Source organism: Tropicibacter sp. S64 (assembly GCF_049803835.1).
Taxonomy (GTDB): domain Bacteria; phylum Pseudomonadota; class Alphaproteobacteria; order Rhodobacterales; family Rhodobacteraceae; genus Pacificoceanicola.
Genome location: NZ_JBNAGK010000024.1, coordinates 1 through 12,482, shown reverse-complemented (window position 1 = coordinate 12,482; position 12,482 = coordinate 1). Strand labels below are relative to the sequence as shown.

General features: G+C 64.5%; 15 protein-coding genes. 7 read left to right on the top strand and 8 right to left on the bottom strand.

Annotated elements, in window-relative coordinates; genetic code table 11:
• Positions 1-6: 6 nt before the first annotated feature.
• Positions 7-1,578: an ATP-binding protein gene (locus ACP159_RS24615; protein ID WP_425102334.1), complete on the bottom strand. Its 1,572-nt coding sequence runs from the start codon at positions 1,576-1,578 to the stop codon at positions 7-9.
• A gap of 163 nt (positions 1,579-1,741) precedes the next feature.
• On the opposite strand from ACP159_RS24615, the gene ACP159_RS24610 reads away from it, so the two are divergent.
• A complete protein-coding gene (locus ACP159_RS24610) occupies positions 1,742-1,945 on the top strand; it encodes a hypothetical protein (protein WP_425102333.1) in 204 nt (67 codons plus the stop codon).
• Between the two features lie 102 nt (positions 1,946-2,047).
• Here ACP159_RS24610 and ACP159_RS24605 read toward each other — a convergent pair whose 3' ends face one another.
• From ACP159_RS24605 to ACP159_RS24585, 5 genes are all read right to left on the bottom strand, one after another.
• Complete coding sequence (locus ACP159_RS24605) at positions 2,048-2,803, bottom strand: ABC transporter permease (RefSeq protein ID WP_425102332.1); 756 nt, start codon at positions 2,801-2,803, stop codon at positions 2,048-2,050.
• A 71-nt stretch (positions 2,804-2,874) separates the two neighbouring features.
• Positions 2,875-3,117: a PepSY domain-containing protein gene (locus tag ACP159_RS24600; protein ID WP_425102331.1), complete on the bottom strand. Its 243-nt coding sequence runs from the start codon at positions 3,115-3,117 to the stop codon at positions 2,875-2,877.
• A 15-nt stretch (positions 3,118-3,132) separates the two neighbouring features.
• Entirely contained in the window at positions 3,133-3,570 is a 438-nt protein-coding gene (locus ACP159_RS24595) for a hypothetical protein (protein ID WP_425102330.1), read from the bottom strand.
• A 14-nt stretch (positions 3,571-3,584) separates the two neighbouring features.
• Positions 3,585-4,559 (bottom strand): YVTN family beta-propeller repeat protein, encoded by a 975-nt coding sequence (locus ACP159_RS24590; protein ID WP_425102329.1) that lies wholly within the window; start codon positions 4,557-4,559, stop codon positions 3,585-3,587.
• A gap of 11 nt (positions 4,560-4,570) precedes the next feature.
• The gene (locus ACP159_RS24585) at positions 4,571-5,758 is read right to left on the bottom strand and encodes an ABC transporter substrate-binding protein (RefSeq protein ID WP_425102328.1); all 1,188 of its coding nucleotides are present in this window, start codon (positions 5,756-5,758) and stop codon (positions 4,571-4,573) included.
• A gap of 158 nt (positions 5,759-5,916) precedes the next feature.
• On the opposite strand from ACP159_RS24585, the gene ACP159_RS24580 reads away from it, so the two are divergent.
• The 4 genes from ACP159_RS24580 to ACP159_RS24565 are packed head-to-tail and all read left to right on the top strand — an operon-like array spanning position 5,917 to position 8,653.
• Complete coding sequence (locus ACP159_RS24580) at positions 5,917-6,408, top strand: DUF3280 domain-containing protein (protein WP_425102327.1); 492 nt, start codon at positions 5,917-5,919, stop codon at positions 6,406-6,408.
• A complete protein-coding gene (locus tag ACP159_RS24575) occupies positions 6,405-6,956 on the top strand; it encodes an SRPBCC family protein (RefSeq protein ID WP_425102326.1) in 552 nt (183 codons plus the stop codon). Before ACP159_RS24580 ends, ACP159_RS24575 begins: the two co-directional genes overlap by 4 nt.
• Positions 6,940-7,857, top strand: a complete 918-nt coding sequence (locus ACP159_RS24570; RefSeq protein ID WP_425102325.1) for a beta-propeller fold lactonase family protein — start codon at positions 6,940-6,942, stop codon at positions 7,855-7,857. The genes ACP159_RS24575 and ACP159_RS24570 overlap by 17 nt, the downstream gene beginning before the upstream one ends.
• 1 nt (position 7,858) lies before the next feature.
• The gene (locus ACP159_RS24565) at positions 7,859-8,653 is read left to right on the top strand and encodes a quinoprotein dehydrogenase-associated SoxYZ-like carrier (protein ID WP_425102324.1); all 795 of its coding nucleotides are present in this window, start codon (positions 7,859-7,861) and stop codon (positions 8,651-8,653) included.
• A gap of 3 nt (positions 8,654-8,656) precedes the next feature.
• On the opposite strand, the gene ACP159_RS24560 is transcribed toward ACP159_RS24565, so the two are convergent.
• Positions 8,657-9,457: a quinoprotein dehydrogenase-associated SoxYZ-like carrier gene (locus ACP159_RS24560; RefSeq protein WP_425102323.1), complete on the bottom strand. Its 801-nt coding sequence runs from the start codon at positions 9,455-9,457 to the stop codon at positions 8,657-8,659.
• A gap of 124 nt (positions 9,458-9,581) precedes the next feature.
• Here ACP159_RS24560 and ACP159_RS24555 point away from each other — a divergent pair, with 124 nt between their 5' ends.
• Positions 9,582-10,586: a quinoprotein relay system zinc metallohydrolase 2 gene (locus tag ACP159_RS24555; RefSeq protein ID WP_425102322.1), complete on the top strand. Its 1,005-nt coding sequence runs from the start codon at positions 9,582-9,584 to the stop codon at positions 10,584-10,586.
• Position 10,587: 1 nt separating this feature from the next.
• Here the strand turns inward: ACP159_RS24555 and ACP159_RS24550 are convergent, their stop codons facing one another.
• Positions 10,588-11,202 carry a hypothetical protein gene (locus ACP159_RS24550; RefSeq protein WP_425102321.1) on the bottom strand — a complete coding sequence of 205 codons (615 nt, stop codon included), beginning with the start codon at positions 11,200-11,202 and terminating at the stop codon, positions 10,588-10,590.
• Between the two features lie 159 nt (positions 11,203-11,361).
• Here ACP159_RS24550 and ACP159_RS24545 point away from each other — a divergent pair.
• A partial coding sequence (locus tag ACP159_RS24545; protein ID WP_425101489.1) for an S-(hydroxymethyl)glutathione dehydrogenase/class III alcohol dehydrogenase occupies positions 11,362-12,482 on the top strand: 1,121 nt, incomplete at its 3' end.

Here is a 12,482-nt window from a genome sequence, read left to right as displayed (position 1 = left end):
CGCAGTTTACCCGGACACACGCGGCAGACGAAGTCCGATCTTCGTCCCGGACGCCTCACCGATGGCTTCATCGCGGGGAACGGGGCTGGTCACCGAGATTCTGCCGCCTTGCGCTTCCGTCACCCATTTCGCCAGCGCCAGACCGATGCCGAAGCCCTGGCTGCGGGCGTTGCCGCTCTGGGTGAAACGGTCGAAGAGCGTGGCCTGCGCACTCGGTGGAATACCTGGGCCATTGTCCAGCAGGACAACAGCGTCGTCGTCCCAGGTGAGATGCAGGCTGCGGCCCTGCCGGGCATGGCGGATGGCGTTGCGGATCAGCGAGGCGAGGATCTGGCGGGTCCAGTTGGGATCGCACAGCAGCATCAGCCTCGGCATCTCGTCCCGGGTCAAGGCCATCCCCGCATTATGCATCTCCGCCTGAATCTCCTGCACGGTCAGATCCACGAGGTTGCGCAGGTTGGTCGGTGCCGGGTCCAGCGCAAGCTGGCCATTGTCGGACCGGGCGACGCGCAGCAGGTCGTCGATGCGCCGGCCAAGCCGGGCGGCGCGGGCTTCGATCGTGGCAAAGGCTTCGGCCTCCGGCCCGCTGCCCTGCTTTCCGATCTGCGCTTCCATCAGGATAACGGTCAGGGGCGTGCGGAGTTCATGACTGACATCGGCAAAGAACCGGCGACGGTTCTCGTCCACCGACTCCAGCCGGGCATTGGCGGACCGCAGCGCTTCGGTGCGGTCGTCGATGGTCTCGTTCAGGCGCGTCCATTCGTCCTGCACCTCCGCCTCGCGTTTCGAGAGCGCGGCGGCCATACGGTTGGTTTCCCGGTAGATCGCGCCGATTTCATCGCCACGGGTCTCTGGCAAGGACAGGTCGAAATCCGCCTGCCGGATCTGCCGCGCCGCCTCGCGCAGCCGGTCGAGGCGGGCGAACTGAGGCCGGATGAGGCCGAAATAGAAGAGAAGGACCAGCGCGAAGGCGCCGAAGGCGATGGCGATGGACAGTCTCGTGAGACGCTGGCGGAGCGCTTCGATCCCGGCCAGCGTTTCGTTGCGAAAGAGCGCCTCCGTGTTAACCGCCTGCGCAAGGAGCGGGTCGAACCCGGACGAGAACGTGTCGAGATGAGCGCGCAGACGGGCACGGTCCTCGGTTTCCCGGGCCAGCCCCTCTTGGGTGCTTTGAAGCAGCGCCCGCATCCGGGCGAGACCGAGCGACTGCGTGGCATAGCGCGACTGCACATCGAGACCGAGGGCCTGCGCCTCCGCCACCGCGGTCTCGATATCGGCGTCCAGCCGGACAAAGGCGTCCTCGATATTCGATGCCACGGGAGCGATGCGCGCGGCACGGGCCTCGGCGGGCAGGCCTGTCTGGACCGCTTCGGTGGCAATGACGAGAAAGGTCGAAACCTGTGTCGACAGCGTCGCATAGCGCGCCATGCGTTTTTCTGCGGAAACCGCCGTCTCCAGCCGTGCCCCGACTTCTGCCATCCCGAGATAGAGCGCCAGCGCAGAAAGCATGGTCGCCGCACCCAGAACCGCCGCCGCGAAGGCCAGGCGCAACTTCAGAGAGCGAGAGAGCGTCCACATCTGCGAATTCCGCGCCGTTTTCCTGGGCACTGCCTGATTTTCAGGCATGCGCCCGGGGCCGGATGTGCCGTTTCGAAGCAGGTTCCGCGGACGTTTACCATTCGTAGGCCAAAACGTGTTATCTTCGAATTACGACTAAAGGCTATATTGACGGAGTAACCCTATGGTTGAACTGCTGTTTGTCGCCTGTCTCGCAGGCGGTGTCGAGGATTGCCGGGAACGGTCCCTCGTCTTTACCGATGTCTCCCCCATGATGTGCATGATGGGCGCACAGCCCGAACTCGCCAAATGGGTGGCGGGGCATCCGAACTACACGATCCAGAGCTGGAAATGCCGGGGCGTCGTTCTTGGCGAAAAGAAGGTCTGAGCCGCACGGCATACCCAAGTATTGTTCACGAAGGAGCAGCCCGGTTTCAGGGAGGGGACTCCGAAGACCGCTTCAGGCTATTTCGTTTGATTTCTTGATTTCTCAGGCGTGACGCCACCGCGTCACACGCCGCTCCCATGGCTGCAGCAAGAGCCATTCCACCGCCAGCATCACCGACACGAAGCTGAAGGCGTAGACCAGCACCATCGCAACATCGAACAGTTGGAAATACAGGTGGATCTGGAAACCGACACCGGAAGAGCGGCCGAGGAACTCGACCACCAGCACGATCTTCCAGATCACCGCCACCCCGGACCGAGCCGCGGCGGCGATGAACGGGCCGAGCTGCGGCAGGATCACGTGCCGAAGCCGGGTCAGCCAGGACAGGCGATACACATGCGCCATGTCGTCCAGCGCCGGATCCAGCGCCCGGGCGCCTTCGCGGATCACCGTTGTCACGTTTGGCACCTTGTTGAGCGTCACGGCGACGATGGCGGCTGTCTCGTTGAGGCCTATCCAGAGATAGCACAACACGATCACCACCAGCGCGGGCAGGTTCAGGAAGACCACCAGCCACGGGTCGAGCCAGGCATTGAGCCGCGGCATGCGGCCCATGGCGAGGCCGAGCGCGATTCCGAGGGTCATGGCGAGACCGAAGGCCCAGATCACGCGGAGCAGCGTGGCGAACAGGTGCTTGAACAGCGCACCGGACTGCAGCTCGCGCAGCAACGGTGGCCAGAGGTCCCAAGGCTGTGGCAGCACGGACCTGTCCGCCGTCAGAAACGCCGCGAAGACCCAAAGACCGAGCAGGCCGGCGACGGAAAGGATCGGGGTCAGGCGGGGGTCCGTCGGGGTCATTTGTCTCGTGTCAGCAATGCGGGCGGCCCTGCCGTTGTGACAGGCCCCGCCCGGTGTCGTCAACGCAGGACCTATTCGGCCTTGCGGTCGATCTCGTTCAGGTCCGCGTCGAGTTTCAGGTCGAACTGCTGCCCACCCTTGCACATGACGTCGTCAAGGTCGTAAACCCCGTCCTCCAGTTCGATGTCGTCCGGGTCCATCTGGCAGTCCATGGCCGTGAGCATGGCCTCGATCTTCGCCACGGTATCGGCGTCGACCTCCTCGGCAAAGGCCGGTGTGGCCAGCAGAAGTCCAGCGGCAATCAGGCGTTTCATGGGATGTCCTCCGGGTTACTCGATGGTGATGGTGATCTGCTGCGATTCGCCGGTGGTGCCGGGAATGCGCAACACGTGACGGCCGGGCTTGATTGCGATGAAGGACAGTTCCGCCACGCCCGCCTTGTCGAACTCCAGCGAGTCGACGGCCATGGGGCGGATCTCGATGCTGTTGATGACGATCTCGTTCATCCAGATGTTGCGGAAGAAGTCCTTCCCTTCGAGACCGATCTCGGCGGAGCCGTCAGCGGTAATCTCCATCCTGTAGTAGGCGCCCGATTGCAGCGTCACGTCCTCGCCAAGCGGCTGGCCGGAGGCCAAGGTCAGGTGAATTGTCTCGCCCCGGTTGCACTTTGCCAGCAGTCCGGCAAAGCCGAAATCGTCGCAAAGTGGCGCGGCGCCGGCAGGTGCGGCCAAAACGCAGGCGGCAAGAGCCGCGTATTTCAGAAACATTCGTCTGTCCTCCCTCAATCAGGTGTCACGACCACGCCCCAGGGCTGCTGGCCGACCTGCACCGACTTGATGGCTTTCTCCTTCGCCACGTCGATGACGGTGATGTCATTGGAATTTCCGTTGGTTGTCAGCAGGTACTTTTGTCCGGGTGTAAAAGCGAGCTGCCAGACCCTCTGGCCGGTGATGATGTAGTCGATCACCTCCAGCGATTCGCCGTCGATGACGGCCACCCTGTTTGCCGGACCAAGGGCGACGAAGATGCGCGAGCCGTCCTCCGTGACCTTGATCCCGACGGGTTGCAGCCACTCCGGCAGCACGCCGGGCACCGCGAAGCCGATCTTCTTCAACACCGTCGGCGTGCCGTCCTCCGCAATGTCCATGACGGTCACGGTGCCGCCGATCTCGGCGGAGACGTAGAGCCGCTTGCCGTCCGCGCTGTACTGCGCATAACGCGGCCGCTGGTCGACGAGGACGTTGTGCTTGATCTTGTAATCCTCGGTGGAGATGAAATGCGCCATGTTGGTGGTCTCCGACGTGTTCACCACCCATTTTGCATCCGGACTGAGCCCCATGCCCTCCGGCTCCACCCCTACCGGCACTTCGGCGAGGACCGTCCGGGTTTCGGTGTCGGTGACGGTGACGAGGTTGTCGTCCTCGTTGGCGATATAGAGGCGCTTCCCTGACGGTTCGATGGTGAACAACTCCGGATCCGGGCCGGATGGCAGCGAGGGCAGTTCCTCGTAGGTTTCGGTGTCGAACACCTTCACGAGATTGTCGTCGGAGGCGCAGACGTAGAGGTGCCTGCCATCCGGGGAAAGCGTGATCCCGCGCGGACGGTTGCCGCCTGCGAAGGTGTGGATCACTTCCCAGCTTTCGGTGTCGATCACGGAGATGGTGTTGTCGCGCTCGTTGGAGACGAAGGCCTTGTTCGCCAGAGCGGGTGCGGCGAGGCACGTCACAAGAGCGGCGGTCAGGAGCAGGCGGTTCATCACGGGTGTCCTCAGTTGAAGGCGGTGCATTTGGACTCGGGGCGGTCGAGGCCGAGCGTGTCGAGCGGCGAGACCTGATGCAGGTAACCCTCCTGCGGGCTGACGCTGACGGTGATGGAGCCGTCGAAGAGCAGGATCGGTTGGCGCAGCTGGCCGTTCCAGTCGCGGAACGTCACTTTCTGCCCCTTGAAGGCGGCAAGCTCGAAGGCATCCGAAAGGGCGTAGTCTTTCACCCCCTCGGCTTCGGCGGTATTCGCCCGCGTCACCGCCTCCCCGACCACGCGCAGGGCAAGCCAGGTGTTGTAGTCGATCGGGGTCATGTAGCGCGAGGTGATGTCCTCGAAGCGGTTGTGGAACTGCGTCGCGCCCCAGGCCTCGTGGGCGCCGTGCATGGTCACGGGCCGCAGCCCGGCAGAGCCCATGACGGGACGCGGCATCCAGAGGTGATAGGGCAGATAGCGGGCGAAGTAATCGGTGCGGTCGGCGGCCATGACAACGTCGTGCTCGTCGGTGCGCTGCATGAAGACAGGAAGCTGGCGCTGGACGAGAACATGGCCCGAGTCGGTGCGGCGGGTGCCGCCGGTGTCCTCGAAGACCCGTTCGGAGACGACCTTGGCCCCGAACTTCTTCGCGCTGCGGCGGAAGGACTGGGCGAGCAACTGGTCCGGCTCGTTCGAGCCTTCGACGAGCAGCCAGGTGTCCCATTGCTTCCACATGGCGAATTGCGCGACCGCGTCCGTCTCCATCGAGGAGGATGGCGCGATGTGCAGCAGGTTCCCCCGGCACTGATCGTCCCGCAGCGACACCTCCGGCGCGGAAGCGTTGAACACCAGCGCACCGGACCCTTCGGCGAGGTCGGTCAGCCGCAGCAGATCCCCGGCCTTCGCGATCACCACGATCAGCCGGATGCCCGCATCAAGGATGCGCTGCATCGCCGCGTCGGCCCCGTCCGGCGGCGCCGCGACCATCTCGGTCTCGTAGGTATGCCCGAGGAATCCGCCAGTGGTCCTGTTGTCCTCGGTCGCCAGTTGCGCGCCCGCGAACCCGAGATCGGCGGGCTTGAGGTCAAAGCGGGAGATCGGCAGGACTTCCGGGTAATCGACGCGCAGCACGGCCGTCTTCACCTCGATGGCGGAAGCCACGGACGCCGCGAACAGCGCGATGACAAGCGCCGACAGGCGCAGGAGCAATCGTGTCATGGGTCCTCCCGGGGGCCGCTCTTCTGGGCGGTCTCTTACCGGCAAACCCTTGCGGGTATGGCCTTGCTTTGAAACCGATACCTTTGGCGGCGTTGTTGCGGAAAGGGTAGCAGCCTCATCATGAGGTTCGATTCTTATTTCATAAGAACGGAGCCGAGATGCGGTCTCTGATCATCGCCCTATACCTAATGTGCGCGACACCCCTCGCCGCGCAGGGCACCGTTGCGTTTTTCGGACTGTATTTGCTCGACACCTCCCTGCAGACGCAGGCGAAGGGAGAGCACGACGCGGAGGACGCCCGGATCGCCCTGCTCGAGGACATGGTGCGCGAGCGGTTCGCGGCGGAGGGCTATACGCTGCTGGACCTTGCCCCCATTGCTGCCGATCTCGACCGGGTGGTGAACCCGGCAAAGTGCTACGGCTGCGATGTACGCATGGCACAGAAACTTGGCGCGGATTTCGTGCTGGTGGGCGAGGTGCAGAAGGTCTCGAACCTGATCCTGAGCCTGAACCTGCAGATGCGCGCGGTTTCGGACGGTGAGATGGTCAAAGGTGCGGTCGTCGATATGCGCGGCAACACCGACGAGTCGTGGACACGGGCCATGCGCTACATCCTGAAGAACCGGTTTTTCGCAAGGGAGGAAAAATGAAACGACGCAGCCTGATGATGGGCCTGGCGGTGGCGGTGATGACACCGACGCTCGCCCTCGCCCACGGCCCGACCCGCCAGAAAGTCACTGTAACCACCGAAGTGGCCGCCGAACCCGCCGAGGTCTGGGCCGCGATCGGGAATTTCCAGGACATGAGCTGGCACCCGGCGGTGGTCTCCTCCATCGGCGAAGGCGGCAATGCCATCGACGCGACACGCGATCTCTACCTGTCGGACCAAGGAGCGGAGGGTCCGCTGCTCAAGGAAGTGCTCTACAAGTACGACGCGGAGAAGATGACCTATTCCTACCGCATCCGTGAGGACAACGTCCCGGTGCTGCCGGTAACGAACTACTCATCGCACCTGACGGTGAAACCCCGCGACGGTGGCGGCTCTATGGTCGAATGGCGCGGCGCCTTCTACCGCGGGTATCCGAACAACGACCCGCCCGAGGACCTGAACGACGAAGCGGCGATTGCCGCCGTCACCGGCGTCTATGAGGCCGGGATGCAGGCTTTGGTCGAGCGATTCGGTGCGCCGGGCTCGTGACACCCTGCTGATCCTGACCCTCGCCGCCGGTCCACTGGTGGCGGGGGATCGGGCGTTTGTCACCTGCCAGAACGGCGAGGTTCTGAGCGTCATCGACGTTGCCACCGGGGAGGCCCAGACATGGCCCCTGCCCGGCAAACCCGCCGGGGTGGCGGTGGCACCGGACGGCAGGGTCTACACGGTTTCGGCAAACAGCAAGGAGGTGCGGCGTATGTCACCCTCCGGTGCGGTGGAAGCCGTGACCACGCTGGATGGCGGGCCGATCGGAGTGGCGCTCGATGCCGCACGCGGGCGGCTTTTCGTATCCGACTGGTACAATGCCCGCATCTGGGTGCTGGACGCCGCGGACCTCTCTGTCCTGCAAGACCTGCCGACAGGCGCAGCCCCCGCGGGCCTCGCGCTCTCGCCGGATGGCCGGGTGCTCGCCTCGGCGGACAAGGATGCGGATCAGGTCTCTCTCTTCGACGCGGAAACGCTGAACTTCATGGGCCGCGAACCCGTCGGCACACGCCCCTTCGGCCTGCGCTTCGCGCCGGACGGGCGGCTGTTCGTCGGCAATGTCGGTTCCAACGATGTGACGGTTCTGGGCGACGACAAGACAACCGTCCCGGTCGGCGAGCGCCCTTATGGCATCGCATTCGCCCATGGCCGCGCGTTCGTCACCAACCAATATGCCAACACCGTCAGCGTGATCGACCTCACCACGCTGACTCCGCTGAAGACCATCGACGTGGGCGAATACCCGGAGGGGATCGACACCACTTCGGACGGCAACATCGCCGTGGCGAACTGGTTCGACAACACGCTGAGCGTCATTGACGCCGAAACGCTGGAGGTGATCGCCGTACACGATACCGGCGACGGCCCCCGCGCCTTCGGAACGTTCCTTTGGGGAGGATGAGATGAAGAGTTTGACCCTTTCGGCGCTGCTGACCTGCTGTGCCCTGCCCGCTTTGGCCGAGGACAACTGGACATGGATCAGCGAAGAGCTGTTCGGGGAGCGCGCGCTGCGGGACGGCGCTCAGGTGATCGCCATCGATGCGCCCTATCGGACGCAGAACGACAGCCGCACCCAGATTGCCGCACAGGTCGCCGCGCCAGCGGGGCTGAACATCGGGCGGGTGCTGGTGGTTCTGGACGACAACCCGATGCCGGTGTCGGCGGTCTTCGCGCTGGACCAGCCGCAGCCGCGTTTCTTCTTCGACGTGACCATGCGCATCAACGGGCCGACCCCGCTGCATGTGGTTGCTGAAACCACGGACGGGCAGCTTTTCGTGGCCGAGACCTTCGTCAAGACCTCCGGTCAGGGCGCCTGCGCCGCGCCGCCGGGCACCGATCCGAAGGAGGCGCTGGCGACGCTGGGCAACATGCTGATTGAGGCGGTGCCGGGTCCGTCCTCGGCGCAGAGCCTCGGGGCGCTCCGGTTGAAACAGGTGGACGTGGACATCTCGCACCCTTCGCATTCGGGCATGCAGATGGACCAGATCTCGCTGCTGTTCATCCCCATGCGCTATGTCGAGGACGTGCGGATCGACCTTGACGGCGCGGGTTACGTGGACATCACCGGGTCGATCTCGCTGTCGGAGAACCCGCGTCTCGGCCTGTCCGTGCCGGGCAAGACGCGCTCCGTCGATGTCACCATGACTGACACGGACGGCACCGTCAGCACCGCCCACAAGGATCTCGCGGCGTTCTGACCGTTACGCCCCGCTCTTCGGCAGCACATGCTCGAAGCTGTTGCCTTCGGTATCCGTCGCCCTGACCGTCAGCGCCTCGGCGCCGTTGTCGTCATACTTGAAGCGGAACACGGGGTTTTCGGAGACGGAAATGCCACCGTCGAGGGTGAAGAGCACCTCCTCTCCCTGCCAGACCTCCAGATGGTCGATGAAATGCGCCGGGATGAAGAGTTGCGTGACCTGGTCGCGTTGCAGGCCGGAGTAATTCGGGTGCCGGATCATCACCTGCGCCTCGCGACGCGGCGTGCTGATCTGAGGATCGCCGAACAGGCGCAGCTTCATCTGCCCCATGCCCTCCAGCGCCATTTGTGGATCGCGCGACGCCGGGGCGGAGCAGCCGCCCGACGCCTTGACGAAGCGGCCGGTCATGTAGCTGCCCTCGTCGGTTTCCGCGATGACACGCACGTTGGAATACTGGTTCACCCGCACGCGCAGCTCGAACTCCAGCGGGGCCATCGCCTCGGAGAAGGTCAACTCAGCCGCCACCGGCGCCGGGTTTTCGTCGATCACCACCGTCGCCCTGCGGATCACCGCGCCCTCGTCCAGCTGCCGCAACACGATAGGAACGGTTGCCGCATCCTCGGCCCGGTATGGAGCGTCCAGATCGAGCAATCCCGCGCCATCGGCGAGCACCGTCTCGCCTACCACGTCGAAGCGCAGCTCTTCCCAGGTGGGGCTGTCGGTCATCGGGTTCAGGGGTTCCCCGGCGAAAGCGGGTGTCAGGGCCAGCGCACTCAGCGCCGCCATCAGGATAGTCCGTGCCATGGCTCCTCCTCCCGGCAGGATGAATACCCGGAACCATGCCACAATACCGGGCGTTGCCCTAGCGAACCGAAAGTCTGTGTTGCGCACGATCCCGTGTGTGCAAGGCTGGGCGTGGAGGAACCCCATGTTCGAAGCCCTGCTGACTCTCTGTCTCGATGCTTCGGCCGGACCGTGCCGGGACCTGCTGCTGCCGGGTTTCGAGGCCCCGACGCAGGCCGAATGCGAGGCCTTGTCGTCCGGGATCGAAGGCGCACGGTGCCTGCCCGTGGGGGTGACACTGGACCTCGAGGAATTGGCGCCGGGCGTGTTCGTGCATGTCGGCCAGATTGACGAACCCGATGCACAAAACGGCGGCGATGTCGCCAACATCGGCTTTGTTGTCGGCACCCGGTCCGTCGCTGTCATGGACTGCGGCAGCGCGGCGTGGATCGGCGAGGGCCTCTGGCGGGCGATCCGGGCGCGAACCGACCTGCCGGTGTCCCATGTCATCGTCACCCACATGCACCCGGACCACGCGCTTGGCTGCACGCCGTTCATAGCGGCGGGGGCGGAGGTCGTCGGGCACGAGCGCCTGCCCCGGGCGCTGGCGGACCGGCGGGAGAATTACCGCGAAAGCCTGTCCCGGCTGATCGGCCCCGGGCGATTCCTCGGCAGCGATACGCCGAAGGTCGCACGCACCGTCGCAACGGAAACGCCCGTCGATCTCGGCGACCGGACCCTGACGCTGCGCCCCTGGCCAAACGCCCACACCGGCACGGACCTCACGGTGCAGGACGAGGCGACTGGCCTGATGTTCACCGGCGATCTTCTGTTCGATACGCACACCCCTGCGCTGGACGGCAGCCTGCGCGGCTGGCAGGCGGTTCTGTCGGACCTGACCGCCCTGCCCGCTACCGGCGTGATCCCAGGCCACGGCGGGCCGCTGTTGCCTTGGCCGGACGGGGCGGCACCGCTTCGCCGGTATCTGGTGGTTCTGGCGGAGGACACGCGGCGGGCCATAGACGCAGGCGAACGATTGGGCGACGCGGTGCAGCACATTGCCGCCAGCGAGGCCCCGCATTGGGCCCTGTTCGAGGCCTACAATCCGCGCAATGCGACGGTCGCGTTCACCGAACTCGAGTGGGAATGAGTTACTCTTTCATATGCCTTTGCAACATCTGCGCGACGGCAAAGAGGCGCTTTTCCAGCAAGACGGGTGTCTCGCACAGGTAGGTGATGGATTGCTGGCGGTCGGTGTAGATCACCTGGTCCCAGTCGATTGTCTCTTCGAGCTTGTCCACCAGGTCGAGATCCGGCTCCGCCTTGGCCATCTCCGCGTCAAACTGAACCCGCGCGGCGTCGATCTTCTCGCTCAGGGAAATTTGCCCGAGCGAGAAACGCCCGATGCCGTCCATGACCTGCGTGCGGCGGTTGGCGAGCGTATCGAAGACCTGCTGGAAGACCGCGCCGAGGATCGCCGGATCGCCGCCATGGGCGTCCGCAAAGGCCGCCACTTGCGGTTCCAGATCGGCCAGTTCCAATCGCCGCAGGGCCAGCGATTCGGCCAATTCCGTGATCTCGCCCGCGACAGTCTTTGACGGCTTGAACGCCGGGTCAACCGGCGTTGGCCACATCAGACCGATAGACAGACGCTCAACTTTGCGTTGCACGCAGGGCCAGGTTGGATCGGCGAAATCAGCGGCAGCCAGGGGGCCGGACAGCACCAGGAAAACAAGGCTCGACACGGCGTTGCAGGCATGGGTCATGGTATCTCCTCCGGGTCGATTGGACCATGCAAATCAATGCGCTTCAAGAGCGCCGGCCTGAATACCCACTATTGTCTTAATTGTTCGGTGTACCCCGGGACACAATACTCCGAAGGCAAGGCACGCAGCCAATCGACGTGCCAGGGAGGATCAGGAAAGATGCGAACGAAAGCCGCCGTTGCCCTTGCAGCGGGAAAACCGCTTGAGATCATGGAAGTCGAGCTGGACGGGCCGAAGGCCGGGGAAGTGCTGGTCGAGATCAAGGCCACCGGCCTGTGCCACACCGACGAATTCACCCGCTCCGGCGCCGATCCCGAGGGGCTGTTCCCCTGCATTCTCGGCCATGAAGGCGCGGGCGTCGTCGTCGAGGTCGGCGAGGGGGTCACCACGCTCAAGCCCGGCGATCACGTCATCCCGCTCTACACCCCCGAGTGCCGCCAGTGCCCGTCCTGCCTCTCGGGCAAGACGAACCTGTGCACCGCGATCCGGAACACGCAGGGCCAGGGCCTGATGCCGGACGGCACCACCCGCTTCAAGATGCTCGACGGCACGCCGATCTACCACTACATGGGCTGCTCGACCTTCGCCAATCACACCGTGATGCCCGAAATCGCCCTCGCCAAGGTCCGCGAGGACGCGCCCTTCGACAAGATCTGCTACATCGGTTGCGGCGTCACCACCGGCATCGGCGCCGTGATTAACACGGCAGGTGTTGAGATTGGGTCAACGGCGGCGGTCTTCGGCCTCGGCGGCATCGGCCTGAACGTGATCCAGGGCCTGCGCATGGCCGGCGCGGACATGATCATCGGCGTCGATCTCAATGATTCCAAAGCAGAAATGGCGAAGAAATTCGGCATGACGCATTTTGTTAATCCTTCGAAGGTAGAGAATACCGTGCAGGAGATCGTCAACCTGACGAAGCGCGGCGCCGACCAGATCGGCGGCGTCGACTACTCGTTCGACGCGACGGGCAACGTCAAGGTGATGCGCGACGCGCTGGAGTGTTCGCACCGCGGCTGGGGCGTGTCGGTGATCATCGGCGTGGCGCCCGCGGGGGCGGAGATCTCGACGCGGCCGTTCCAGCTGGTGACCGGAAGGGTCTGGAAAGGCACGGCATTCGGCGGCGCGAAGGGGCGGACGGACGTGCCGAAGTTCGTCGACTGGTACATGGACGGCAAGATCGAGATCGACCCGATGATCACCCACAAGCTGAAGCTCGAGGAGATCAACCACGGCTTCGACCTCATGCACGAGGGCAAATCCATCCGCGCCGTCGTGGA

Excerpts from the sequence above, each read along its gene's own strand:
- ACP159_RS24615 (WP_425102334.1), bottom strand. The coding sequence starts at position 1,578 with ATGTGGACGCTCTCTCGCTCTCTGAAGTTGCGCCTGGCCTTCGCGGCG.
- ACP159_RS24610 (WP_425102333.1), top strand. The coding sequence starts at position 1,742 with ATGGTTGAACTGCTGTTTGTCGCCTGTCTCGCAGGCGGTGTCGAGGAT.
- ACP159_RS24605 (WP_425102332.1), bottom strand. The coding sequence starts at position 2,803 with ATGACCCCGACGGACCCCCGCCTGACCCCGATCCTTTCCGTCGCCGGC.
- ACP159_RS24600 (WP_425102331.1), bottom strand. The coding sequence starts at position 3,117 with ATGAAACGCCTGATTGCCGCTGGACTTCTGCTGGCCACACCGGCCTTT.
- ACP159_RS24595 (WP_425102330.1), bottom strand. The coding sequence starts at position 3,570 with ATGTTTCTGAAATACGCGGCTCTTGCCGCCTGCGTTTTGGCCGCACCT.
- ACP159_RS24590 (WP_425102329.1), bottom strand. The coding sequence starts at position 4,559 with ATGAACCGCCTGCTCCTGACCGCCGCTCTTGTGACGTGCCTCGCCGCA.
- ACP159_RS24585 (WP_425102328.1), bottom strand. The coding sequence starts at position 5,758 with ATGACACGATTGCTCCTGCGCCTGTCGGCGCTTGTCATCGCGCTGTTC.
- ACP159_RS24580 (WP_425102327.1), top strand. The coding sequence starts at position 5,917 with ATGCGGTCTCTGATCATCGCCCTATACCTAATGTGCGCGACACCCCTC.
- ACP159_RS24575 (WP_425102326.1), top strand. The coding sequence starts at position 6,405 with ATGAAACGACGCAGCCTGATGATGGGCCTGGCGGTGGCGGTGATGACA.
- ACP159_RS24565 (WP_425102324.1), top strand. The coding sequence starts at position 7,859 with ATGAAGAGTTTGACCCTTTCGGCGCTGCTGACCTGCTGTGCCCTGCCC.
- ACP159_RS24560 (WP_425102323.1), bottom strand. The coding sequence starts at position 9,457 with ATGGCACGGACTATCCTGATGGCGGCGCTGAGTGCGCTGGCCCTGACA.
- ACP159_RS24555 (WP_425102322.1), top strand. The coding sequence starts at position 9,582 with ATGTTCGAAGCCCTGCTGACTCTCTGTCTCGATGCTTCGGCCGGACCG.
- ACP159_RS24550 (WP_425102321.1), bottom strand. The coding sequence starts at position 11,202 with ATGACCCATGCCTGCAACGCCGTGTCGAGCCTTGTTTTCCTGGTGCTG.